The sequence below is a fragment of the Pseudomonas sp. PP3 genome, assembly GCF_905336995.1.
Classification (GTDB): Bacteria; Pseudomonadota; Gammaproteobacteria; order Pseudomonadales; family Pseudomonadaceae; genus Aquipseudomonas; species Aquipseudomonas reinekei.
The window spans coordinates 2,055,132-2,079,036 of record NZ_HG995459.1 but is presented as its reverse complement, the minus strand read 5'-3'; the positions used below and the strand labels follow the sequence as shown (position 1 = coordinate 2,079,036).

The following is a 23,905-nucleotide window of genomic DNA, read 5'->3' as shown; positions in this document are numbered from 1 at the left end:
CGATGCGCAGGTTCAAGCGTCTACCGGATCATAGTCGTTCACGTTGGATACCTGCGCATGCAGGCGGCCCAACAGTTCGATCAAGGTGTCCACTTCCGCGGCAGAGAGCCCGCTGAGCAGCCGCCGTTCGCGCTCCAGCGCCACCTTGAGCACCCGACCGTGTAGCGCTTTTCCGCTGTCAGTCAGGCTGACGGTGTAACGCCGGGCGTCCTTTGAATCGACCTGGCTGCGAATGTGCCCTGCAGCTTCCAGCGACTGCAGTGAACGGCTGACCGCGCTCTTGTCGAGCCCGATCGTCTGACAGATTCGATTGGCGGTGATGTCATTTTCCACGGCGAGCATCGAGAGCATTCGCCACTCGACCACACCGATGCCGAAATGCTTGCGATAGCACTGCGACGCCCCGGAAGAAAGCTTGTTGGACAAAAAATTCAGCAGTGCGGGGACATAGCGAGTGAGGTTCAGTTGGGATTCTGCGGACATTGAGCGAACACCTTGGATCGGCAAGGACTTGAATATTAGTTGACACCGCAACTAAATAATCGGAGGATTTCTCTGCCGAACGTCACGGGTGATGACTTGCATGATATGTCGTCGCCCTGACTCATAAAAATAATTATCAGGTCTTGGTCATGAACCCTTTCAATTCGATCCCCCTCCACAAACAAGCGCCCGGCTGACCCCTCCTGCAGCCAAAGCTTTGATCAGTATTTTTCAGCAGCCACTTCAGTGTGGAGGGACAAGTCATGCTTCAAGTCAACGTCACCCGCAAAGCAGACGAAGCCGAAGGCATCTGCAGTTTCGAATTATCTGCCGTGGATGGCAGCACGCTGCCCGCGTTCGAAGCCGGAGCCCACATCGACATTCACATTGCCGACGGCCTCACCCGGCAGTACTCCTTGTGCAACGATCCCAGGGAACGCCACCGCTACCTGATCAGCGTGCTCAAGGACCCGCAATCCCGAGGCGGCTCCAAGGCCATGCACGAGCAAATACGGTCGGGGCAAACGCTCAGCATCAGCCATCCTCGCAACCTTTTCCCGCTGGATCACTCAGCCAACCGCCATCTGCTGTTTGGCGGCGGTATCGGTATCACGCCGATGCTGGCCATGGCCTATGAGCTATCGCACCTGGGAGCCGACTTCGAGTTGCATTACTGCTTTCGATCAAGCGACCGCGCGGCGTTCGTGGCGATGCTTGCACAAACCCCTTTTGCCGATCGCATAAAGCTTCATGACGACAGCGGTTCGCCAATCCAGAAGCTGGATGCGCCAGCCTTGCTCGCCACACCAGACGCAGGCACCCATCTTTATGTATGCGGGCCCGGCGGTTTCATGAACTACATCCTCGATGCAGCGCAGAACGCCGGCTGGTCGCAGGACCGCGTTCATAAAGAGTTCTTCGCCGCAGACCCTGTCGATCAAAGCGCCAATACGCCCTTCGAAGTCGAGCTGGCACACAGTGGCCGAATTTTTCAGATTCCGGCCGAACGCACGGTGTTCGAAGTGCTGGACGAAGCCGGCATAGAGATCGAGTCATCCTGCGAACAAGGCGTCTGCGGCACCTGCGTAACCCGTGTACTGAGCGGCATTCCCGAGCACCGGGACCAGTTTCTGACAGTCGCCGAACACGCCGCAAACGACCGCTTTACCCCTTGCTGCTCTCGCGCCAAATCATCACGCCTGGTTCTTGATCTCTGAATCGAACAACAAGATAAAAACCTGGAGAACACCATGAACATCCAAACGCTTGCCGAAGAAATTCCAGCGCCTGCCTTGCCTGACTTTCCCCTGAACCAGTGGTACGTCGCTGCGCTGGGTTGGGAGTTGAAGGACAAACCCGTGGGCCGGACACTGCTGAGCAAACCTGTCGTGCTGTTTCGCAAAACCAACGGCGAAGTCGCCGCGCTGGAAGATCGCTGCTGCCACAGGGCACTGCCACTGTCGAACGGCACGCTCGAAGCAACGGGCATTCGCTGTGGATACCATGGCCTGCTGTTCGACGAACACGGCAGATGCGTCGAAATCCCTGGCCAGGAGAAAATTCCGAGCAAGGCCAAAGTGCCCGCCTATCACGTACGCGAGCAGGACCAGATCGTGTGGATCTGGTTTGGCAGCGAGGCTCAGTCCGAGCCGAACTGCGAACCGCCGACCTACTCTGTGCACAGCAGCGGCAAGTATTTGTTCGACGGCAGCGTGTACCACTACAACGCGCCCTATCAGCTGATTCACGACAACCTCATGGACCTGAGCCATCTGGGCTATGTCCACCTGCGCACCATCGGCGGCAACGCCAGCATCCACATGAATGCCCGGATGAGTGTGGACAGTGAAGGTGACGTGGTGCGGGTCGTGCGCCACATGCCGGACTCTGTGCCACCACCCACCTACACCGCCGCCTACCCCTTCAAAGGCACCGTTGACCGTTGGCAGGAAATCGAATTTCACGTCAGTCATCTGCGCATCTGGACCGGTGCCGTGAATGCCGGCACGGATGACCTCAATGACCCTGATCGCGGTGGATTCCATATGCGCGGCTTCCACGGGGTCACGCCAGAGACCGAAACCACCACTCATTACTTCTGGACCATTGCCACCAACCCCGAAAGCGATCCTGAAGTCATCAAAGCCAAGGTCGTTGAGCAAACGGTGTTGACCTTCGACGAAGACAAGGAAGTCATCGAAGCCCAGTACCAGAACATGTGCCGGTTCGGCGCGCGCCCGATGATCGACATACACGTTGATGTCGGTGCCAATCGCGCCCGCCGCATCATCGAGCAACTGCGCCAATCCAGCGCTTGAATGCAGCTGCACTGGCTACCGCTACATAACAAAAACCTCCTCAAGGAAATAAAACATGTCTGGCAATCGTGGTGTGGTGTATCTCGGCGCTGGCAAGGTCGAAGTACAGAAAATCGACTATCCGAAAATGCAGGACCCGCGCGGTCGCAAGATCGAGCACGGGGTCATTCTCAAAGTGGTTTCCACCAACATTTGCGGCTCCGACCAGCACATGGTGCGCGGTCGTACCACCGCGCAAACCGGCCTGGTGCTGGGCCATGAGATCACCGGTGAAGTGATCGAAAAGGGCAGCGACGTCGAGAACCTGAAAATCGGCGATCTGGTGTCCGTTCCGTTCAACGTGGCTTGCGGGCGCTGCCGTTCCTGCAAGGAGCAACACACCGGTGTCTGCCTGACCGTCAACCCGGCCCGCGCCGGCGGCGCCTACGGTTACGTCGACATGGGCGACTGGACCGGTGGCCAGGCCGAATACGTGCTGGTGCCGTACGCCGACTTCAACCTGCTGAAACTGCCGGACCGCGACAAGGCCATGGAGAAAATCCGCGACCTGACCTGCCTCTCCGACATCCTGCCAACCGGCTACCACGGCGCCGTCACTGCCGGCGTCGGCCCGGGCAGCACCGTTTACATCGCTGGCGCAGGCCCGGTCGGCCTGGCCGCCGCCGCATCGGCCCGTCTGTTGGGCGCAGCCGTGGTGATCATCGGCGACGTCAACACCATCCGCCTGGCCCACGCCAAGGCCCAGGGTTTTGAAATCGTCGACCTGTCGAAAGACGCGCCGCTGCACGAACAGATCGCCGCATTGCTGGGCGAGCCTGAAGTGGATTGCGCAGTCGATTGCGTGGGCTTCGAAGCCCGCGGCCACGGCCATGACGGTGTGAAACACGAAGCCCCGGCCACCGTGCTCAACTCGCTGATGGGGGTGGTGCGCGTGGCCGGCAAAATCGGTATTCCGGGCCTCTACGTCACCGAAGATCCGGGCGCTGTCGACGCTGCCGCGAAAATGGGCAGCCTGAGCATCCGCTTCGGCCTCGGCTGGGCCAAATCCCACAGCTTCCACACCGGCCAGACCCCGGTCATGAAGTACAACCGCCAACTGATGCAGGCGATCATGTGGGATCGCATCAACATCGCCGAAGTGGTGGGCGTGCAGGTGATCAGCCTGGACCAGGCGCCGGAAGGGTATGGCGAGTTCGATGCAGGCGTGCCGAAGAAATTCGTCATTGATCCACACAAAATATTCAGCGCGACCTGAACCCTGGATTTCCCGGCCGACTCAGGCCACTCCGGAGCCGAGTCGCCGGCTCCGGGGCACCTTGCATGCTCCACTGACCAACAAAAACAAGAAGGTATCGACATGTACTCACTTCAATCCCTGCTCGACGGGGCGGTTTCGGCTGCCCGTCGTTCCCCCCCAACCCCCTATCAACAGCCTCGGAGCCTGACGCCATGAGCCAGTCGATTGGGCAACAGCTAGACGAAAAACCCATGGTCAGTTTCCAGTGGGGCGTGATTGCGCTCTGCTTTCTGATCAACATGCTGGATGGCTTCGATGTCTTGGTGATGGCATTCACCGCCGCTTCCATTTCCGCCGACTGGGGCCTGAGCGGCACTCACCTCGGCTACCTGCTCAGCGCCGGGCTGGTCGGAATGGCTATCGGCTCGTTGTTTATCGCCCCCTGGGCCGACCGTTTTGGGCGACGGCCGCTGATCTTGCTGTGTGTCGGCATTGCGGGGCTCGGCATGCTGGCGTCATCCCGGGCGACATCTCCCGAAATGCTGGCCGTATTACGCCTGATTACCGGACTTGGCATCGGTGGCATCCTGGCCAGCAGTTACGTTATCGCCGGGGAGTACGCCAACAAAAAATGGCGCAGTCTGGCCATCAGCCTGCAGTCCACAGCGTACGCACTGGGCGCAACGATCGGCGGCCTGATCGCGGCGCAGATCATCCCATCCCTGGGCTGGCGTTCGGTGTTCTTTTACGGTGGCGTAGCGACGCTGTTGACCTTGCCGATCCTTGCATTCTGGTTGCCCGAGTCCCTGGCTTTCCTGCTGTCACGCCAACCCCGGCGCGCGCTGGATCGTATCAATGCCGTGCTGCAACGCGTAGCGATCACTTCCCTTGAGCGGTTGCCCGAGGCATTGCGCGAATCCAGGAAACCACTACGCGCCACCTTTGCCGAGCTTTTCTCGCCAGCCCTGCTCCGCTCAACCTTGCTGGTGTGGACCGCCTTCTTTCTAGTGATGTTCGGTTTCTATTTCGTCATGAGCTGGACGCCGAGGCTGCTGGTTTCGGCCGGTCTGTCGAATACCCAGGGAATCACTGGCGGTGTGTTACTCAACGTTGGCGGCATTCTCGGCACCTCGCTGATCGGTTTGCTGGCGGCGCGCTTTCGTCTGTCCCGGGTGCTCATGGCCTACCTGCTGGTCAATGCGGTCCTGCTGGCAGTCTTCGTGCAATTCACTGCCAACCTGAACCTGGCCTTCGCCCTGGTGCTGCTGATTGGAATTTTTGTCAACGGCTGCGTCGCCGGGCTCTATGCCCTTACTCCGAGCATCTACAACGCCACTCAGCGCGTCACTGGCCTGGGTTGGGGCATCGGCATTGGTCGCGCCGGGGCGATTCTCTCGCCATTGGTGGCTGGCCGGTTGATCGATGCGCAGTGGCAGCCTGCCGATCTTTACCTGCTATTTGCCCTGTCCTTTGTCCTCGCGGCGCTCGCCGTCTGGCTGTTGAAGCCACAGCGGCTGCTCCAGCTGAACACTGTCGGCAACGCCTGAATCGACCGTCCATAACAATAAAAGCAGGACACATCACATGCAAAAAACCACTGAATGCCCTTGGCGCTACTGCCTGGGCATCGCGATAGCCTGCGCCTCTTCCACCACCTACGCAGGGTTCGTGGACGATAGCAGCGCTACCCTGACCACGCGCAATTTCTATCTGGACAGAGATTACAAGGGCGACAGCCCTTATTCGGCCGCTCGCGAGTGGGCCCAGGGATTCATCTTCAAAGCCAATTCCGGCTTCACCGACGGGACGGTCGGCTTCGGCCTGGACCTGACGGGCATGCTGGGGCTCAAGCTGGACTCATCGCCTGATCGAACCGGCACTCAACTGCTGCCCTTCAACCCGAGGACCCGAGAGGCAGCAGACGAATATTCCGAGCTGGGCGTGGCGCTCAAGACGAAGATCTCCAAGACCCGCCTATCCATTGGCACGCAGTTCCCTGCTCTGCCGGTGATCAACGCGAGTCCTGCGCGGTTGCTGCCGCAATCCTTTCGCGGCGCCTACGCGACTTCCGAAGACCTGGACGACCTCACGCTGCACGCCGGACGCATGGATCGAGTGAACCTGCGCGACTCCACCGACTATCAACCCATTTCACTGGCGTCGCCCAATGGCCGTTTCAAACCTGGCGCCAGTTCCGAACGCTTTGACTTCGTCGGCGGCGACTATCATTGGTCCGACACATTGACGCTGCGCTATTTTCACGCCGAACTGAAGGACATCTACACCCAGGACTTTGCGGGAGGCATCCATCTGCTCCCACTCGGCCCCGGCAAACTGAAGACCGACGTGCGGGTCTACAGCAGCCGGGAAAACGGTCGGGCAGAAGCCGGCAAGGTGGACAACCTCAACGCCGGTGCCATGTTCAGCTACCAGATCGCAGCCCACACCCTGGGCCTGGGCTACATGTATCTGACGGGCGACACGGCGATGGCCTACATTGCCGGTGGGGAGCCAACGGTACTCAGCGACGGCACCATGAGTGCAGACTTCGTCAACCCCAAGGAGCGGACCTGGGTAGCGCGTTATGACTACAACTTCGCCGCTGTAGGCCTGCCGGGGCTAACCGGCATGGCCCGCTATCTGAGGGGCAGCCACATCGACCTGCCTCATCTGGGGGGCAGCAACCTGACGGAATCGTCGAAAGATCTGGAGCTGGCCTATGTCATACAGTCAGGCCCGGCCAAGAACCTCGCACTGCGCATTCGCCATGCGTTGTACCGAAATGAGCAAAGTGCAGCCTCGACATTCCGCAGTGACAATGAAACCCGGATCAACGTCGACTACACAATCAAGGTCTGGTGACTGACAGCAGGAAACATGTCTGCCCTCATGCATCCATGCGGGTGCATGAGGGCAAACCCGATCAATGCGCTGGAAACACCACACCGACCTGCTGTGCATACTTCAGCCACGCGGCCTTCAACCGCTGTACCGTCTGCGGTTGGGCGGCCGCCAGGTCGGTGGTTTCACCGCGATCCTGCGCCACGTCGAACAATTGCCATTGCAGCGGCTGCGCGTTATCGCCAAACCCTGCCTGGGGTCGCATGCCCAGCAGTTTGAGATTGCCTTCGCGATAGTACGCATTGCCGAACAGCTCTCCGGCCAGGCTGTCGGTGGCGTGTGGGCTACCTTTACCGGCGAGCATTGGCAGCATCGATTTGCCGGTAATCGGGTGTTTATCGACAGCGGTTGGCAATGCGATACCCGCCAGTTCGAGAAAGGTCGGCGCCAGGTCATCGACCCGCGCAACGCCGCGTTCCACCCCCTGACGACGCAGTGCCTTGGGCAGATGGACAATCGCCGGCACGCTGATGCCGCCTTCTGCGGTGGTGCCTTTGAACAGGTGGAAAGGTGCCGCGCTGACTTCGGCCCAGCGCAAGCCATAGTCGATCTGTGAGCCCTTTTGCCCGAGGTTGGCGTAACGATTGTCGGTACGCGGGCCCGGCGGATAGAACCGGGCGTGATTTTCCCCCGCCGCGCCATTGTCCGACATGAACACGATCAGCGTGTTGTCGTACTGCCCACTTTTGCGCAGGTAGTCGACCAGGCGGCCAATGTTATGGTCGAGGTTGTCGACCATGGCGGCGTAGATTTCCATCTTCCGCGCTTCGACACGCTGCTGCTCAGGGCTCAACTGCTCCCATCCCGGCAGCTTGGGGTTCACTGGCAGCGGCTTCGCAGGCTGGGCATCGCTGGCCATGAGGCCGAGGCTTTTCATCCGCTCGATCCGCGCCAGACGTACGCTGTCGTATCCCTGATCGAAGCGTCCTTTGTACTTGTCCAGATACGCCTTGGGCGCTTGCAGCGGCCAGTGCGGCGAAGTGAACGCCGCGTAGGCAAAAAACGGCTTGCCGTCCTTTTTGCTGTTTTGCAAGTAGCTGATCAGCTTGTCGGTGTAGAAGTCCGAGGAATAGAAATCCTCCGGCAACTCCACGGCCTGGCCGTTTTCGCGGTAGTGCACCTGCTCGATCTTCGCCGGGTCGAGACTGGAGGGTTTGAAGTGCGATGCACCGCCCTCCAGCAACGTGAAAGACTGCTCGAAGCCGCGCTGGTCCGGGCCTTGATCCGCCTCCAGGCCCAGGTGCCATTTACCGACCATGAGGGTGCTGTAGCCGCCCTGTTTCAACAGTTCGGCAATCGAGTAGGAACGCTGGTTCAGATACCCCTCGTATCCCGGCTTGCCCCGTTGAAACGGTTGCAGGGCTTCAGCCATGGTGCCGAGTCCGGCGAGGTGGTTGTCGGTGCCGGACATCAACATCGAGCGCGTGATCGAACAGGTCGGCGCGGCGTACATATGGGTGAATTGCAGACCCTCGTTGGCCAGTTGGTCCAGGCTTGGTGTACTGATATCGCCGCCATAGCTGCCAAGGTCCGAGTACCCCAGGTCATCGGCGACGATCAACAGGATATTGGGCGGTGCCGAGTCAGCGCTGGCCGCCATGGCCAGACCGCTGCCCATGGCGAGCAGGGTCGCGAGTATCGTTTGAGGCAGACGCAAAAGAGGCATGTGTTCTCTCTTATTGTGTTTATTCGAAGGACTGTTTTTCGGCTTTCCCGCACGCGACTTACTCTTCGAATATCGCCACCGCGCGAACAAAACCCGCTGATGCGTGTTTAATCTTGTAAGGAAAGCAAGACACCACGAATCCACTGGCCGGCAAAGACTCCAGGTTGGCAAGTTTCTCCATTTGCCCATAACCAATATCGCGCCCGGCCTTGTGCCCTTCCCAAATGATCGAGGCATCGCCGTTGGCGGCAAAACGCTCACGGGTGTACTTGAACGGTGCGTCCCAGCTCCAGGCATCGGTGCCAACGACCCGCACTCCACGCTCCAGCAAATACATCGTGGCTTCACGACCGATGCCGACGCCGGCATCCAGATAACCCGGTTGCCCGAACAGCGCACCGGCACGGGTGTTGATCAGCACGATGTCCAGCGGCTGCAACTCATGACCGATGCGCGTCAATTCGGCTTCGATCTCATCGGCAGTCACCACATGACCGTCCGCCATGTGCCGGAAATCCAGCTTGACCCCCGGTTGCAAGCACCAGTCCAGCGGTAACTCGTCGATGCCAAACGCTGGCTGACCACCGTCGGTGGTCGAGGCGTAATGCCAGGGCGCATCCATGTGCGTGCCGCTGTGGGTAGTGATGTGCAGCCGCTCGGCCGCCCAGGATTCGTTGCCCGGCATCTGTTCGAGTTGCAAACCCGGAAACATCGCGGCCATTTCCGGCCAGCCTTGCTGGTGATCCATGTAATCGATCTTTGGCAGCAACGGCGGCGGATCGGTGTAGGGGTTGTTGTCGAGGGTGACCGAGAGGTCGACGAGACGACGTTTAGGCTTGGTTGGCAGTGACATGTAAGGTCTCTCCGGTCAGCGGCAAGTGTCGGGGGGCCGAGGGGTTGAGGGAATGACGGACCAGCGCGGCCGCGTTGCGGTCATGATTGAAACCGGCGGCACGCGCTTGCGGGGTTTTCAGTGGTGGCATCTGTCCGAACAACGCTTGCAGTCCTGCGTCCGGCGCATAACTGAGCAGCGTGCGGCGGTCCTGCCCATAGCGCTCGGCCAATGCGTCGACCACCTGGGCGATGGACAAATGCAGGACGGGCAACTGCCACACCCGTTGAGCGCCCAACGAGGCGCCATCCAGCTCCGCAGCGTGGATCAGGTTGTTCACACAGCAGCGCGCCGACATCCACCAGGCCGTCGCCTCTGGCGAGACCGGGCATTGATAAGGTACGCCCTCGGCAAAAGCGCGCATCAGGTCGCTCATGAATGCCGAGCGCAAGCCATTGGGCTCACGGGGCCGAGCGACAATGCCCGGCAGGCGTAACGCACGACCATCCACATCGCCGCGCCGGGCAAGGTCGCTGACGGCGCTTTCGACCATGGCCTTGTGGGTGCCGTAGGACAATTCAGGGTGCAGTTCGGCAGCCTCGCTCATTCGTTCCGGCAGATGACTGCCGTACACCGCAACACTGCTGGCGTACACCAGAACCGGTGGCTGGCTTTTGTTGCGCAGTTGGTTGAGCAGTTCAAGGCTGGCCAGCAGATTGACCTGATAACCGAGTTCGTACTGTTCTTCAGCCGCGCCACCGGGAATGCTGACCAAATGGAACACCACGTCGATGCCGTCGGCCAACACCCGACGCATCAACGCCGGATCGGTCACGCTGCCGAAATGACGACGCAGACGCGCGTCCTCCGGCAATCCCTGCAAGTCCCTGTCCAGCACCAACAACGAACCAATGTTCTGGCCGCGTAAATGGCTACGCGCCAGCAGGCAACGCACCAGCTCTCGTCCGACAAATCCATTGGCTCCGGTAATCAACACACGCATAAAGCGCCCCTCAGCCTTGAGCCTGAACGACACGTTGATCGATGGCGCCGAACAGCGACTGGCCGTCGCTATCCAGAACGTCCATGTGCACGCGATCACCAAAGCGCATGAAGCCGGTTTGCGCGGCGCCCTGCTCGATCATTTCGATGGCGCGACGCTCGGCAATGCAGGCCGAACCCGCACTGCGCTCGGCATTCGAGACCGTACCGGAACCCATCAGCGTGCCCGCGCGCAGCCGGCGAGTCAGCGCGGCGTGGGCGATCAACTGGCCGAAACTGAAATTCATTTGCCCGCCGTGGGGCTGACCAAACCATTGGCCATTCCAGTGCACCTGCAAAGGCAAATGCACACGGCCATCGCGCCAGGCATCGCCCAACTCGTCCGGGGTAATGGCAAGCGGTGCGAAGCTGGATGAGGGCTTGGCCTGCAAGAAGCCAAAACCCGTGCGCATTTCCCGTGGGGCCAATGCGCGCAAACTGACGTCATTGATTTGCAGGATCAACTTGATGTGCTGCAACGCTTTTTGCGCGTCGCAGCCCATCGGCACGTCATCCACCAGCACCACGAACTCGCCTTCAAAGTCGATGCCCTGGCTCTCGCTCGGCAGCGCAATGTCGTCGCGCGGGCCAATGAAATCGTCACCGGCGCCCTGGTACATCAACGGTGTGTGTTCGACGCCGTCGATGGGCTCAAGGTTGAACGCCTTCTGCATCAGCGCACCGTGGCTGAGAAACGCCGAGCCATCGCACCACTGATAAGCGCGAGGCAACGGCGCCATGGCCTGGCTGGGGTCGAAAGCGAAGGCGTCTGTCGCCTCGCCCGCATTCAACTGACGGGACAACGCCTGCAAGCGCGGCTCGATAAGGCTCCAGTTCTCTATCGCTTGTTGCAAAGTCAGCGCCACGGAACTGGCGTCCAGAGCCCACGCGAGATCCCGCGAAACCACCACCAGTTGACCATCACGACTGCCGTTTTTCAGCGTGGCGAGTTTCATACCGATGCTCCCCGGCCATTGCTCAACTCTGCGGCGAAACGTCCATCGAGAAGAATGAAGACCATGCGCGCCATCGCTTCGGTGCGGTTGCTCCAGGCGTGATGGGTGCCGCGCTGCACCACGACATCGCCGCGCTTGAGGTGCACTTCTTCCTCGTCCAGCACCAGCCACACTTCTCCCTCGGTGACGATGCCGTAGTCGAGGGTTTCGGTGCGGTGCATCAATTTATGCTTGGCGTTGGCCTGCCCTGTACCGGCACGGGACTCGCCGATTTCGGCGAATGCTGCCGCGGCATTTTCAGCACTGACTGCGTTCTGCACGCTGTCCGGCGGGATATCCACCACGCGAATCACACTGCCCAGTGGTCCGGGGCTCAGCTGTAACGGTTTGCTGCTGGGATCGCTGGCGTTGTCGAGCACAGCCGGGCTGGTGCTGCTGTTCCACAGTTCATAAAACACCGTGCCCGGCACCGACGACAACGGGAACACGTTCGGCGTCGGTCCGTGACTGGCGACAATCGCCTGGCCATGCTGATTGTGACCGGTGACCACTCGTTTGAATTCAGGAAGCGCTTGCATGGAAAATCCTCGTTCAATTTCCGTCGCCGATGGTCGTGCCACCGACAACAACATTCGCGTGGGGCAACAAGCCACCGAGCCGGGGCACGGCCAGACAGAACACCGCCACCAACAGTTGCACACCACCGACAATGGCCAACGCATGGGGTAACGCGGTGACGACGCCACCGGTCATGCCGAGAACCACCAGGGGGCTGATAAATTCGCCGGCGAAGATCGCCGCGGTAAAACACCCTGCCGCCCGCCCGCGTTGATGAAAATTGACTTGCGCCATGATCCAGGTGATCAGCGTCGGCAACATCAGGCCGATGCCCAGGCCATTGATCGTCACCGCGACCACCACTTGCACATGGGTCAGCGCGCCCGCCATCAACAATCCGCCGATACCCGCCAGCACATAGGCGATCAACAGCATGTATTGCCCGCGCATCCCGCTGAACAAACGAAAACTCAGCGCACCGATCAGCACCCCAAGTTGATTGGCGCCCATGGTCATGCCGATTTGTTCCGGGGCATCCACCTGCAGCAGGTTGAGCAGGTATCCGGCCTGCACCGGCACGATAAACAGGCTCAAGCCTGCCAACAGCGACAGCCCATACAGAGGCGCAAGCGCGCGCCACGGAAACTTGCCTGCCGGCATCGGTTGCGTGGGTAGTTCAGGCTGCGGACGAGCCTGCGGTTCCCACAGCTTCCAGGCCATCAGCGGCAGGAAAATCAGACCCACTGCATACAACGCGAACGGCGTACGCCAATCGTCCTGACCCAGGAACCCACCCAGCGCGATAAACACCGCCGCCGACAACGAAGTCGCGACCATCTGCAGGGCAAACAAACGTTCACGTTTGGCACCGCTGTAGTAGTCGCCCATCAGCGTGGTGCAGCAGGTCATGATCCCCGCCTCGGCCAATCCAATGCCCGCACGACTCAACACGATGGCCGGCAGCGAGTCGAGCCAGAGCGGCAGCACGCCGCAGAGGACGTACAGCAACATGCTCGCCAGCAACAAGGGTTTGCGGCCGAGGCGATCGGCGATCACCCCGGCGAATGGCGCCAGCAAGGCGATCATCAACGCCGGCAAGGTCAACACCACAGGCACCAGCACGGCACTGCCGGGCACGTCGGCAAAATGCGCCTGCATCCGCGGCAACACCGGGGCCAACAGCACCGCCCCCAGCACCGGCAGACAGCTGCCGAGCAGCAACAACAGCGATTGTGCCCATCCCGCCTGGCGGGTGCGTGGTTCAACAAAGGCATTAACGACCATGGCACGGCTCCTCGATGCGCAGGTGACGAGTGTTCGCAACAACAGCCGCCTCAGAAACCGCCACGTTGCTCACTGTCAGCGGCACGACGGCACCCTGCACTTCGTTGCGTGCGGGTAACAGGAAGTACGCCAGCGCCGGCAGCAACACCAGGGCGCCGACCATGTTCCAGACAAACATGAAGGCCAGCAGCACACCCATGTCGGCCTGGAACTTGATCGGTGAGAACGTCCAGGTCGCCACGCCGATGGCCAAAGTAATACCGGTCAACATCACCACCTTGCCGGTGGAAACCAGCGCGCGGTAATACGCTTCGGACAGGCTTGCCCCTTGGCGCAGATGGCCCAGGAGAATGCTCATCACGTACAGCGCATAGTCGACGCCGATGCCCACGCCCAGGGCGATGACCGGCAACGTGGCGACTTTTACGCCGATGTTCAGCCAGACCATCAAGGCTTCGCAGAGGATGGACGTCAGCATCAACGGAATCACCGCGCACAGCGTCGCGCGCCAGGAGCGGAAGGTGATCAGGCACAGCAGAATCACCGCACCGTAGACCCAGACGAGCATTTCGCGGTTGGCTTGCTTGACGACGATGTTGGTCGCGGCTTCGATGCCGGCATTGCCCGCGGCGAGCAGGAATTGCACCTCGTCGGTGTTATTCGCGGCGGCAAATGTCTCCACGTGATCGACCAGGCGGGTCAGTGTCTCGGCCTTGTGGTCAGTGAGGTAGGCGTACAGGGTCAACAGGCTGCAGTCTTCGTTGTACAAGCCGCGTGGCGCGCTGGCGGTGATCATGTTGAGCATCGCCTGGTTGTTCTGCAGTTCGTACCACTTCGGGTTGCCTTCACTGAGACCGACCAGCATGCGCCGGTTGAGCAGCGCCAGCGAATTGGTCGAATCCACGCCCGGCAAGGCACGCAGTTGCCAGTCCAGGGCATCGACTTTGGCGAGGATGTCGTAGCGTGCGCAACTGCTGGCCGGGGTTTTCACCATGACCGCGAACAGGTCGCTGCTGGCGCCGTAGTGACGGGTCAGATAGGCGTCGTCCTGGTTGTAGCGTGAATCCGCGCGCAACTCCGGCGCCCCGGCGTCGAGGTCGCCGATCTTCAATTGCAGGCTGACCACAAAACCCAGAGCGGCCAACGCAAGGCTGATGGCGATGCACAGGCTGGCCCAGCGACGATGGGTGAACAGGTCAAGAAAACGCCAAAAGGCATGGCGTGTCTGACCGGTTTGCTCGGCCTGCTCACTCTTGAGGCTCAGTTGTGCCGCGCGCGGTGAAACGCCTACATACGAGAGCAGCACCGGCAGCAGGATCAGGTTAGTGAAGATCAACACCGCCACGCCAATGCTGGCGATCACCGCGAGGTCCTGGATGACCTGGATCTTGATCAGCATCAGCACCGCAAAACCCACGGCATCACACAGCAGCGCCGTCAGCCCCGCGAGGAACAGGCGGCGGAAGGTGAATCGCGCCGCCACCACCCTGTGCATGCCACGGCCAACGTCCTGCATGATGCCGTTCATTTTCTGCGCGCCGTGGCTCATGCCGATGGCAAACACCAGGAATGGCACCAGCACCGAATACGGGTCCAACTGATAGTCCAGCAACGGCAGCAAACCGAGTTGCCAGACCACCGCCACCAGCGAGCACAACACCACCAGCACGGTACTGCGCAGGCAGCGGGTGTACCAGTACAGCACGGCAGTGGTGATCAGGATCGCGACGGCGAAGAACAGCAGGATCTGCTTCAAACCGGCAATCAGGTCGCCGACCTTCTTCGCAAACCCGGTGATGCGAATATCGATGTCGGCGCTTTGATGAGTGCTACGCAGCGTCTCCAGTTGTTCGGACAACACGGCGTAATCCAGCGGCTTGCCGTCAGGGGTGGTGGCCAGCAAGGGCACGTAGATGATGCTGGAAGTCTGGTCGAGCGCCACCAACTGACCGAGCTCATTGGAGCGCTGCACATTGCGCCGCAGCGCTTCGAGGTTGGCGGCGGTGCCGCTGTAGTCATCGGGAATCACCGGGCCGCCGTCGAGGCCGTCTTCAGTCACCGCGACCCAGCGCGTGGCCGGTGTCCACAGCGACTTCATGTAGGCCCGGTCGACACCCGGCAGCAGGTAGAGTTTGTCGCTCAGTGCCTGCAGGGTTTTCAGGTATTCGGCGTCATAAATATCGCCTTGTTTGTTCGCCACCACGATGCGCAGGGCGTTGCCCAACCCGGTCAGCTGTTTCTGGTGCTCAAGGTAGTTGGCAATGTAGGGCTGCTGGGTGGGGATCATCTTTTCGAAGCTGGCATTGAGCTCGATTCGAGTGGCTTGATAGCCGAGCACCAGAGTGGTCAGCACACACACCAGCAGCACCCACAGGCGGTGGTTGAACAGCGTGCGTTCCACCACTGAACCGGAGCGTGGATCGAAATTCGCCAGGCTTTCCGTGGCGTTGTCGAAAGACTTCATAACCTCACTCCGAAGCGGTAGCGATTGACGGCGAGATGCGCGTCAACCCAGTAAAACCAGCCAGCGTCAGGCTGCCATCGGCGGCCTGGATAACACTGGCAACGGGCTTGCCGAGCGGTTTGCCGTAGGGCTGGAGCAGTGCACCGGCCTGGCCGTTGGTGCGAAACAAGGCGCCACTCTGATTGACCAGCAGCAACTGGCCGTCATCGGTGCGAATCGCATCGCTGAAAGACACCGGCATGGAAACCGGCGCGGGCTGGAAGCTCTCGCCAAGGTCGCTGGAGGCGAACGCATTGCCTTTCAAACCGGCCACCAGCAGCACGCCGTCATCACGCATTTTCAGGGTGAAAAAACTGCCCGCGTAAGGACTTTCCAGCTGGGTGAATGACTTGCCGGCATCCGTCGAACGCGCCAGATAACCCTGCTCGCCAGCCAGGAACCAGTGCTCGCCTTGTTGAGCGATGGCCGACAAGTGCGCGCCCATCGGGTTATCGATTTGCCCCATGATGGATTGCCAGGTAGTACCGCCATCGTCGGTGCGAAACGCCAGGCCGTACGCGCCAACAATCAGGCCGTGTCGGGCATCGACGAATTGCAGGGCGAGAAACGGTTTGTCTGCAGGCTCACCGGCAAGCCGTTCAGCCGTTTGCACGCGCGCGGCGGCGGCATCCGGATCGCTCGCAGAAGGCAGTTGCTCGGTGGCGGCCGCCAACTCAAGTTGTGCCGCACGCAAACCGTCCAGTTGCACAACCCAGTGTTCACCACCGTCGCGGGATGCCAGCACGACACCGCCATGCCCCACCGCCCAGCCTGTATTGGCGTCGACAAACTGCACGGCGGTCAGGCTGACCGAAACCGGCACCGCGGCCTGACGCCAGCTCGTGCCATTGTCATCGGAAAGCAGCACGATGCCCCGCTCCCCCACCGCCACCAGCCGCGCACCCGCCCGGGCCAGGTCCAGCAGCACCGCGGATTTCGCTTGCGGCGCCAGCATCGCCGGCGTGTTGAGTGCGTCGCCCACCGCAGCGGCCTGCGCCAGGCTCAACGGCGCCAGAGGCAGCGCCATCAACCACATCAGCCGACCAATCACCTGACAGAATCTGTTCATACCGACCTCGAAAAACCGTTTGATACCGGATCACGCTGCGCCAGCCGCGACCCGGTCTGACTCAACGAACCCCGGCACCCGCCATCGCCGCAGGCGAGAACTCGGAGGCCTTGTAGCGATCCACCACGCCGTACTGTTCTGGCTGGCCGGTGTAGACGTTCTGGATAAACCAGGCGCCGGAGGTCAGGTCGTAAAAACCGGAAGACAATTGCGCTTGTGCAGGCAGGTCCGGCAGGACCGCTGGCAACGACCACAGGGTCTTGGCCAATTGGCCGTTGGCATCCCAACGGTCGCCCAACATGGCTTGCCAGGTGTCTTCATCAAGGTAATAGCGGCCCTTCGGCAATTGGTGACGCTTGCCCGGCGCCAAGTCCGCTTCAACTACCCAGACCCGGTGCAATTCCCAACGCACGTAATCCGGGTTCATGTGGTGGGCGAGGAACAGGTCTTCAGGTTTGGCGGCGGCTTGCACCTTGTTGGTGTTGTAGGGGATGTACATCTCCTGCTTGCCCACCAGTTTCCAGTTGAAGCGGTCCATGCGACCCTGAAACACACTCAACTCGTCGAACGACATCACCCCGGCAGTCGCCGGTGTCGGTGTATCGCAGCAGGCATTCGGCAGTTTGCGTACCCGGCGTTGGCCGGTCAGGTAAACGTGGGCCTGGGACAGGTCGCCGTTGATGTTGGTACGGCCCATGATCTGCTCGCCGGCGCGCAACGGTGGCCCGACGTTGAGCAGGCGGAACAGCCAATAGTCACCGTCAAAAGTCTCCGGCGATCCGTCCTGGTAGTAATACGGCATCTCCTGAATGGCCTGGCCATCGGTGGTCATGACCGGCTTGCCATCGGCGGTCATCAGGTAGTGACGAAAATGCATCGACAGCGAGGTTCCGCGCCAATTCAGCACGTGGTTCCACATGGCTTCGGCACCGTTTTTCGGCACCGGGAACGGAATACCGCCAAAGGCGCCTTCGGGGACGGGGCCGGCGCTGCTGTCGACCAGTCTGGCGCGGGTGGCGTTTTTCAGCGTGTTGTCATACACCCACTGCGGCGCGGCGGCGGTGCGACGCGTCTGGTACACATCGATGCGATAGGTGTCCGGGAAACGCTTGAACATTTCCTTGGTGCCATCGCTGAGTTTGCCAGCGTATTGCGCCAGGTTTTTCGAGGTGATGCTGAACAGCGGTTTGTCTGCGGCAAACGGGTCGGAACGCTTGCCGCCTTCCTTGAACGAAGGATCGACCTTGGTGTAACCACCGTCCCACGCCGGAATGGAGCCGTCGGCATTGCCGGCACGCTCGGCGCCAAAAGGCGTCAGGTTTTTCGACAGTTTGGCCGCGTCTTCCGCTGTCGCAGCGCCCGCCATCTGGCTGCCAATGGCCAGGCTGCCCAGCAGTGCAAAGCAAAGGGCTTTGAGCTTGAAGGCTCCGGTTTTCTTGTTATGGGTCATGCGCAAGTCCTCTTAAAACGTGGTCTTGACGGAGAAAGACAGGTAGTCCCGGTCTTTCAGCGATTGCTTGTAATTGAACTGGCTGGCGGCGTTGAGGTTGGTGTCCTCGGCGCCGTAGTAATGCGTGTAGGTCAGCCCGGCGGTGACGCGATCGAGGTAGGTGGCGGTGATGCCGATGTTCATGTCGCCGCCGTTGTCCGGCCCGAACGAGCTGACCACCGCCGATTTGCCCAGCGGGAAATAACTGAGGCCGACCGGAATGCTGATATCGATGCCGGAGAAGAACTGGCGGTACGTCGGGGTGTAAACCACCTTGAAACCGAGGCCGTCATCGGTGGCATTGGGGTCAAGGGCGGCGCGGTTTTTGGTGACGTTCAACAGGCGGTTCCAGGCGATCTCACCGACCAGCCCTGATTCCCTGGCAAGGAAGTTCGGCCCGAACGAAGCCAGGACGTTGAGGTTGACGTGGGCGGTACGGCCGACCGCGTAGAGGGCATCGTCATCGTTATCAGCGACGACGCCGGGCAGGACGGTTTGCCCGTTGGAAACCAGCGGCATGTTCCAGCGCATCGAGGCTTCACCGGCGAAGCTGTATTCGTCGACCGTGGTGGAAAAACTGGCCCCGAAGGCGCGAATGTCTTCCGGGTACACCCAGTAGTACTCGCCGATCTGGCCAGTGCCGAAGTTCGGCGCACCAGTGGAAGGCTTGAGATACAGCTTGGGTGTCTTGTCGTGATACTGGATCGCGTACAGGCCGTACTCGACCGTCTCGGCGCTGTATTTCAACTGCAGGCCGCCCTGCCCCGAACTTTTCGCTTCCTTGTCATTGCCGTGGAAAAACGCCGCCGGGCTGCCGGGATTGCCACCGAGGAACGCAGGAAATGGCGCGCCCACGATCAAGCGTTCGTTGCCTTCACCGATGGTGTCGCTGGTGGAGAAGTAACTGCCGGCACCCGGCAGGCGTGTCTCTTCCCACTCCAGCTGGTAAAAGGCGCCGAGCGATACGTCGTTGGTCAGTTGAAACGTGCCCGACAATTGATTGACCGGCCGGGTGATTTCCTTGAACTGGGTGTTGGGTACGGACTGCGCTTTCACCACGTCGACCGGCGCCATGCCACCGGCAATGCCGTTGGCCCCGAAGAACAGGCTCTCGCCCCAGATCAAGCCGTGGCGACCGGCGCGCACGGACGTGGCGTGATCGGCCAGCTCGCCGTTCCAGTACACGAACGCATCGAGCAATTCACCGTCGCCGCCATGCAAATGGCGGGTGTCGTCGGTGAATTCGTCGTAGGCCACGGAACGCGCGTTGGCTCGAGCCGGATCGTCGTTATCGTTGTCGTGCTGGTATGAGCTGTCGTACCAGGCGGCGCCACTGAGGCGCGCGCCAACGTTTTTGAACGACATGTCCAGCTCGGAAAGGATGTCCGTACGGTTGGAGATCAGGCCCTTTTTGAAGGCCCGATCGCCGTCGTCCTGGTTGAGCGCCACTTGGCCCTCGCTCAGTTTGCTGCTCGGATTCTGCATGCGCCAGGCGGCGCTGTACTTCACGGTGTTATCCCAACGCAGCTTGAAATCCGGATTGCCGGTATCCACCGAAAAAGCATGGGCCGCCTGGCTGCACAGCACCAACGCCGCGGCAAGAGTGAAACCAAAGGGTGCAGACGTGCAGACCGGGCGGCGCGCAAGCGTCGCAGTCGTGGAACTAACCATCGCGTTAACCTCTTGTTTTTATAGTGGTAACTGCTGTGGGTGAATCAGATGGGCTCGGCCGTCCGCGCGAGCATCTGCTTGACCAGGCCGATGCGGTCGAACTCGCGGTCGTGCTGCATTTCCTTGTCGCCGGCCAGCACCGAGCTTTCGCTGATGAACTTGCAGCGCTCGAAACGCCGCGCCATGAAGCGCTGCAACTGTTGCTCGACACTGCCGTCGCGGGTCAGTTCTTCACTGAGCACGATGGCGTCTTCAATCGCCATGCCGGCCCCCTGACCGAGGTGCGGCGTGGTCGCGTGGGCAGCATCGCCGATCAACAGGACGCGACCGCGATACCAAGGCTCATCGACGAAAACCACTTCCATCGGCTTGTAGACCACCTGGCTGCTGTCGGTGATTTGCTCGCGCAGTTCACCGATCAGGCCGGTGAAACCCTGCAACCGCTGGCGCATCTGCTCGGCCAGCGTCGCCGGGTCCATCCACGGGTTGGACGGTTCGTGGGACGTGAGGAACAGGTACATCAGGTCACCGGCCAATGGCACGAGACCGGCATTGCCTTCGGCACTCTGGTAGTTGGCGAGGTGATCGATTTGTGGAGCGCGCGGGAAGTTGTAGCGCCACACCGACTGGCCGGTGAAACGAGGCGTGTAGGTGTCGCCGAACAGCAAATCGCGAACCCTGGAGAACAGGCCGTCAGCACCGACCACCAGGTCGTAGACAGCGCTGCTGCCATCCGTGAACAGCACATCAACGTTGTCGCCTGTGTCGCTCAGGGATTCAACGCTCAGACCCAGGCGCACTTTGGCGCCGAGTTTCAGCGCCGTTTCGCTGAGGACCTTGTGCAGCGCCAGACGCGAGATACCGACGTTGGCCGGGTACGCAGGCCCTGCCAGGCGTTGACCCGGAATGCGCGCCAGTTGCTGACCGCCCGGGCCGTAAATGGCGACGTCTTCAAAGGCGTACGCCGCATCGAGGTAACCATCCAGCACACCCAGCTTGGCCATCTCGCGGACCACGTTGCTTTGCTGGATGATCCCGACGCCGTACACCGTCCACTCAGACTTGAGTTCGATCAGATCGACCTCAATGCCCTTGCGGCGCAGGGCGATGGCCGCACACAAGCCACCAATACCACCGCCCACGATCAGAACTTTGTTCACTGTACTCATGGCTTTCTCACTTTTTATTCTTGTGATTCGATGCAGCGCCGGGCACTGCGTCGTTAGGTTCAGCTTCCCGTCAATGCAGGGATTTGACTAATCGCGAGTAGGGATGCGATGTATCTCCAAACGCGATACCTCAATTTGAGCCGGCGCGACCTCCACACCGGGCATTTGCAGCACCAGCCAGCCCTCCTCCACCCGCCACGGCAACGCCTCCAGTTTCTGCCCCAGACAAGGGCCGTAGACGCATTCACCGGTGCCCGGCAGAAACTGCGCACCGTGGGCGTAACAGACGATCAACTGGCCGTCGGCAGATAAAAAACGGTCTTTGCGGTACTCCAGGCGCACGTCCAGATGCGGGCAACTGTTGCGATAAACCCGCACCTGCCCCTCGTGCACCAAGGCAAAAACACTGTCCCTGCCGCGCTGAAGTGGATCGAACCCGCGCGCCTGCCCTTCCACCAATTCGTCCAGCCGGCACAGGGAAAAATCGCTGTGGCTCATGGCTGACCTCCGCACTCAACCCTGTTTGGGTGGCGGGCCGCCGGGTGCCCATTTTTCTTTCGAGTTGAACAGGAACAGTTGCGAGTTATCCGCTGACAGGGGCGCGCGACGGGCCTCCCAGGCGTCATCGTGTTTGTCCATGTCGGCGTCGTATTCGATGTGGCAACCCAGCGGACTGTTGAAGTACCAGAACCAATTGGAGCCAAAGAGGTGACGGCCAGGCCCCCAGAAACTGGTCCAGCCCTTTTGCTCGAAACGCGTACCGGCCAACAGCACTTCGGTACCGCTGCCCATGTGAAAGGTGAAGTGCTCGCAGCCCTTCATGTGCGGCGGGGTCTGGATCATGAACAGGCAATGGTGATCATCGGAACCGGCGGGGCGCATGAACGGCCCGGCGCCGACAAAGGTGTCCGTGGTTCGAAAGCCCAGGCGTTCGGCATAGAACGCTTCGGCCTTGGCCGCGTCGGGGACGAAATACACCACGTGGGACAAGGTGCGTGGCACCGCGCTCATGTCGAGGGTGATGCCGGGTTGGTTCAGCGGGCGCTGCGGTGCGTGGCCGGCGGCGTTGGTCAGGTCGTCCGGGGCGTTGTAAGCCTTGCGCACGGTCACCTGAAAAGCGATTGCAAATCCCATGTCGTCGACACTGTGCAGCACGCCGTTGTCACGGGTGACCTGACGGTCCCGCGCCAACTCGTCTTCGATGGCGTCGAGGTCTGCCGCGCTGGCAACGCCGTAGATGGTTTCGCGAATCGACGGCGCCGGGCCGATGGCAACCGGCAGGGTCGGATCGTCCGCACGGCGAATGATCACGGCAGTACCGTCCAGCGCTTCAAAGCGCCCGCCATGGCTGTCGACGTCAACCGGCGCAAGGCCGTAGTCACGCAGGCAATCGGTACAGGCTTGGATGTCATCGACGCCAAAGATAAGGGCGTCAAGGCCAATGATGTTCATGGCTACCACTCCATTGAAATTATGATCCGGAGACTGCTGCCGAACGCTCGATGAGGCCGATCAGCTGCGCATGGAATCCGGTGGTGGTGTCGTCCAGAGGTCCGACTGCGGCGAAGATTGACGCGTGGTTTTGCAGCTGACTAATCGCGAGTGGGGATGCGACCTATCGGCAAACGCGATACCTGAGTTCGCGGGATAAGGTCGTAACGGCGGGGTTGACGGAACGATCAATTCACCGGAATGTATCGTGAAAATAAATACAACAACGGACATGCCCGATGCGTTTCAACCACCTGGATCTCAATCTGCTGGTGGCACTCGATGTTCTGCTCGAAGAGCAAAACATCACGCGTGCCGCCGAACGCCTGCACATGACGCAGTCCGCAACCAGTGGCGTACTCGGGCGTTTGCGCAGTTATTTCGAAGACGAGCTGCTGGTGCAGGTGGGGCGCAAAATGCAGCCCACGCCCTACGCCCAGGAGCTCGCCAAGCCGATTCGCGAAGTGTTGCTGACGATTCAATCCTCGATTACCGCCAAACCGGTGTTCGATCCCAACACCAGCAAGCGCCACTTCCGCCTCGTGACCTCGGATTATCTGATCAGCGTGCTGTTCGCCCAGGTCATTCAGAAGATCCATCAGGAAGCGCCGAACATCACCTTCGAGATGCTCGGCCCTGGCGATAACTCCGGTGAATTGCTGGTTCGTGGCGAGGTCGATCTGATGATCGTGCCTGAGCGCTACATCATCGATGGCCACCCCCACAAACTGCTGTTCGAAGAAGAACACGTCTGCGTGGTGTGGAGCGGCAACACCCAGGTCGGCAACAGCCTGACCCTTGAACAGTACATGGACATGGGCCACGTTTCGGTGGGGTTTGGTCGCACCCGGCACTTGAGCATCGAAGAGTGGTTCATGAACCAATACGGCTTCAACCGCCGTATCGAAGTCATCACCAACGACTTCAACACCCTCCCGCAACTGGTCGTCGGCACCCAACGCATCGCCACCATGCACCAGCGCCTGGCGCGGTTGTACGCCGAGCACCTGCCGCTGCGCATCCTCAATCCACCGGTGAAGATTCCGGTGATGCGCGAGGTCATGCTCTGGCACCGCAGCGTCGACGGCGACCCGATGCACCGCTGGCTGCGCGAGCGTATCAGCGAGTTCATCCAGCATCTGGAACAGGGTCCTATCGTCCCTCGCGATACCTCGCATCCCGAGTCACGATTGGTCAATTAGCCGGGGCGTCCTTAACGTGCCTTGTGAACGCTCAA

General features: G+C 60.7%; 20 protein-coding genes. 6 read left to right on the top strand and 14 right to left on the bottom strand.

The features are described from left to right. Positions 1–12: 12 nt before the first annotated feature. Entirely contained in the window at positions 13–483 is a 471-nt protein-coding gene (locus KHO07_RS09565; RefSeq protein ID WP_150735244.1) for a MarR family winged helix-turn-helix transcriptional regulator, read from the bottom strand. Between the two features lie 263 nt (positions 484–746). Between KHO07_RS09565 and KHO07_RS09560 the strand changes: the two genes are divergently transcribed. From KHO07_RS09560 to KHO07_RS09540, 5 genes are all read left to right on the top strand, one after another. Then, positions 747–1,700: a PDR/VanB family oxidoreductase gene (locus KHO07_RS09560; RefSeq protein WP_212627038.1), complete on the top strand. Its 954-nt coding sequence runs from the start codon at positions 747–749 to the stop codon at positions 1,698–1,700. Positions 1,701–1,733: 33 nt separating this feature from the next. Then, positions 1,734–2,801, top strand: a complete 1,068-nt coding sequence (locus KHO07_RS09555) for an aromatic ring-hydroxylating dioxygenase subunit alpha (protein WP_212627037.1) — start codon at positions 1,734–1,736, stop codon at positions 2,799–2,801. 55 nt (positions 2,802–2,856) lie between these two features. Then, positions 2,857–4,056, top strand: coding sequence for a formaldehyde dehydrogenase, glutathione-independent (gene fdhA, locus KHO07_RS09550; RefSeq protein WP_212627036.1), 1,200 nt, complete (start codon positions 2,857–2,859; stop codon positions 4,054–4,056). 194 nt (positions 4,057–4,250) lie between these two features. Next, positions 4,251–5,585 carry an MFS transporter gene (locus tag KHO07_RS09545; RefSeq protein WP_150736296.1) on the top strand — a complete coding sequence of 445 codons (1,335 nt, stop codon included), beginning with the start codon at positions 4,251–4,253 and terminating at the stop codon, positions 5,583–5,585. 37 nt (positions 5,586–5,622) lie between these two features. After that, entirely contained in the window at positions 5,623–6,900 is a 1,278-nt protein-coding gene (locus tag KHO07_RS09540; protein ID WP_212627035.1) for an OprD family porin, read from the top strand. 61 nt (positions 6,901–6,961) lie between these two features. Here the strand turns inward: KHO07_RS09540 and KHO07_RS09535 are convergent, their stop codons facing one another. From KHO07_RS09535 to KHO07_RS09475, 13 genes are all read right to left on the bottom strand, one after another. Beyond that, the gene (locus tag KHO07_RS09535; protein WP_212627034.1) at positions 6,962–8,605 is read right to left on the bottom strand and encodes an arylsulfatase; all 1,644 of its coding nucleotides are present in this window, start codon (positions 8,603–8,605) and stop codon (positions 6,962–6,964) included. A 58-nt stretch (positions 8,606–8,663) separates the two neighbouring features. Beyond that, positions 8,664–9,458, bottom strand: a complete 795-nt coding sequence (locus KHO07_RS09530) for a cyclase family protein (RefSeq protein WP_150736293.1) — start codon at positions 9,456–9,458, stop codon at positions 8,664–8,666. Further along, positions 9,436–10,440, bottom strand: a complete 1,005-nt coding sequence (locus KHO07_RS09525; protein WP_212627033.1) for an NAD-dependent epimerase/dehydratase family protein — start codon at positions 10,438–10,440, stop codon at positions 9,436–9,438. Before KHO07_RS09525 ends, KHO07_RS09530 begins: the two co-directional genes overlap by 23 nt. Before the next feature lie 10 nt (positions 10,441–10,450). Further along, positions 10,451–11,434 (bottom strand): fumarylacetoacetate hydrolase family protein, encoded by a 984-nt coding sequence (locus KHO07_RS09520; RefSeq protein WP_212627032.1) that lies wholly within the window; start codon positions 11,432–11,434, stop codon positions 10,451–10,453. Continuing rightward, positions 11,431–12,012 (bottom strand): cupin domain-containing protein, encoded by a 582-nt coding sequence (locus KHO07_RS09515; RefSeq protein ID WP_150736290.1) that lies wholly within the window; start codon positions 12,010–12,012, stop codon positions 11,431–11,433. The genes KHO07_RS09520 and KHO07_RS09515 overlap by 4 nt, the downstream gene beginning before the upstream one ends. Before the next feature lie 13 nt (positions 12,013–12,025). Next, positions 12,026–13,276 (bottom strand): MFS transporter, encoded by a 1,251-nt coding sequence (locus KHO07_RS09510; RefSeq protein WP_212627031.1) that lies wholly within the window; start codon positions 13,274–13,276, stop codon positions 12,026–12,028. Then, positions 13,266–15,740, bottom strand: coding sequence for an MMPL family transporter (locus KHO07_RS09505; protein ID WP_212627030.1), 2,475 nt, complete (start codon positions 15,738–15,740; stop codon positions 13,266–13,268). The genes KHO07_RS09510 and KHO07_RS09505 overlap by 11 nt, the downstream gene beginning before the upstream one ends. Positions 15,741–15,744: 4 nt before the next feature. Beyond that, a complete protein-coding gene (locus KHO07_RS09500) occupies positions 15,745–16,848 on the bottom strand; it encodes a YCF48-related protein (RefSeq protein ID WP_212627029.1) in 1,104 nt (367 codons plus the stop codon). Positions 16,849–16,909: 61 nt separating this feature from the next. Continuing rightward, on the bottom strand, positions 16,910–18,298 hold the full coding sequence (locus tag KHO07_RS09495) for a DUF1329 domain-containing protein (protein WP_212627028.1): 1,389 nt from the start codon (positions 18,296–18,298) through the stop codon (positions 16,910–16,912). A gap of 12 nt (positions 18,299–18,310) precedes the next feature. Further along, positions 18,311–20,008: a DUF1302 domain-containing protein gene (locus KHO07_RS09490; protein ID WP_212627027.1), complete on the bottom strand. Its 1,698-nt coding sequence runs from the start codon at positions 20,006–20,008 to the stop codon at positions 18,311–18,313. Positions 20,009–20,052: 44 nt separating this feature from the next. Beyond that, positions 20,053–21,177 carry an FAD-dependent oxidoreductase gene (locus tag KHO07_RS09485; RefSeq protein ID WP_212627026.1) on the bottom strand — a complete coding sequence of 375 codons (1,125 nt, stop codon included), beginning with the start codon at positions 21,175–21,177 and terminating at the stop codon, positions 20,053–20,055. Positions 21,178–21,264: 87 nt separating this feature from the next. Then, positions 21,265–21,675, bottom strand: a complete 411-nt coding sequence (locus KHO07_RS09480; protein WP_212627025.1) for a Rieske (2Fe-2S) protein — start codon at positions 21,673–21,675, stop codon at positions 21,265–21,267. A gap of 15 nt (positions 21,676–21,690) precedes the next feature. Further along, on the bottom strand, positions 21,691–22,629 hold the full coding sequence (locus KHO07_RS09475; RefSeq protein WP_212627024.1) for a VOC family protein: 939 nt from the start codon (positions 22,627–22,629) through the stop codon (positions 21,691–21,693). A gap of 278 nt (positions 22,630–22,907) precedes the next feature. On the opposite strand from KHO07_RS09475, the gene KHO07_RS09470 reads away from it, so the two are divergent. Next, on the top strand, positions 22,908–23,870 hold the full coding sequence (locus tag KHO07_RS09470; RefSeq protein WP_150736281.1) for a LysR family transcriptional regulator: 963 nt from the start codon (positions 22,908–22,910) through the stop codon (positions 23,868–23,870). The last annotated feature ends 35 nt before the right edge of the window (positions 23,871–23,905 follow it).

Excerpts from the sequence above, each read along its gene's own strand:
- KHO07_RS09565 (WP_150735244.1), bottom strand. The coding sequence starts at position 483 with ATGTCCGCAGAATCCCAACTGAACCTCACTCGCTATGTCCCCGCACTG.
- KHO07_RS09560 (WP_212627038.1), top strand. The coding sequence starts at position 747 with ATGCTTCAAGTCAACGTCACCCGCAAAGCAGACGAAGCCGAAGGCATC.
- KHO07_RS09555 (WP_212627037.1), top strand. The coding sequence starts at position 1,734 with ATGAACATCCAAACGCTTGCCGAAGAAATTCCAGCGCCTGCCTTGCCT.
- fdhA (WP_212627036.1), top strand. The coding sequence starts at position 2,857 with ATGTCTGGCAATCGTGGTGTGGTGTATCTCGGCGCTGGCAAGGTCGAA.
- KHO07_RS09545 (WP_150736296.1), top strand. The coding sequence starts at position 4,251 with ATGAGCCAGTCGATTGGGCAACAGCTAGACGAAAAACCCATGGTCAGT.
- KHO07_RS09540 (WP_212627035.1), top strand. The coding sequence starts at position 5,623 with ATGCAAAAAACCACTGAATGCCCTTGGCGCTACTGCCTGGGCATCGCG.
- KHO07_RS09535 (WP_212627034.1), bottom strand. The coding sequence starts at position 8,605 with ATGCCTCTTTTGCGTCTGCCTCAAACGATACTCGCGACCCTGCTCGCC.
- KHO07_RS09530 (WP_150736293.1), bottom strand. The coding sequence starts at position 9,458 with ATGTCACTGCCAACCAAGCCTAAACGTCGTCTCGTCGACCTCTCGGTC.
- KHO07_RS09525 (WP_212627033.1), bottom strand. The coding sequence starts at position 10,440 with ATGCGTGTGTTGATTACCGGAGCCAATGGATTTGTCGGACGAGAGCTG.
- KHO07_RS09520 (WP_212627032.1), bottom strand. The coding sequence starts at position 11,434 with ATGAAACTCGCCACGCTGAAAAACGGCAGTCGTGATGGTCAACTGGTG.
- KHO07_RS09515 (WP_150736290.1), bottom strand. The coding sequence starts at position 12,012 with ATGCAAGCGCTTCCTGAATTCAAACGAGTGGTCACCGGTCACAATCAG.
- KHO07_RS09510 (WP_212627031.1), bottom strand. The coding sequence starts at position 13,276 with ATGGTCGTTAATGCCTTTGTTGAACCACGCACCCGCCAGGCGGGATGG.
- KHO07_RS09505 (WP_212627030.1), bottom strand. The coding sequence starts at position 15,740 with ATGAAGTCTTTCGACAACGCCACGGAAAGCCTGGCGAATTTCGATCCA.
- KHO07_RS09500 (WP_212627029.1), bottom strand. The coding sequence starts at position 16,848 with ATGAACAGATTCTGTCAGGTGATTGGTCGGCTGATGTGGTTGATGGCG.
- KHO07_RS09495 (WP_212627028.1), bottom strand. The coding sequence starts at position 18,298 with ATGACCCATAACAAGAAAACCGGAGCCTTCAAGCTCAAAGCCCTTTGC.
- KHO07_RS09490 (WP_212627027.1), bottom strand. The coding sequence starts at position 20,008 with ATGGTTAGTTCCACGACTGCGACGCTTGCGCGCCGCCCGGTCTGCACG.
- KHO07_RS09485 (WP_212627026.1), bottom strand. The coding sequence starts at position 21,177 with ATGAGTACAGTGAACAAAGTTCTGATCGTGGGCGGTGGTATTGGTGGC.
- KHO07_RS09480 (WP_212627025.1), bottom strand. The coding sequence starts at position 21,675 with ATGAGCCACAGCGATTTTTCCCTGTGCCGGCTGGACGAATTGGTGGAA.
- KHO07_RS09475 (WP_212627024.1), bottom strand. The coding sequence starts at position 22,629 with ATGAACATCATTGGCCTTGACGCCCTTATCTTTGGCGTCGATGACATC.
- KHO07_RS09470 (WP_150736281.1), top strand. The coding sequence starts at position 22,908 with ATGCGTTTCAACCACCTGGATCTCAATCTGCTGGTGGCACTCGATGTT.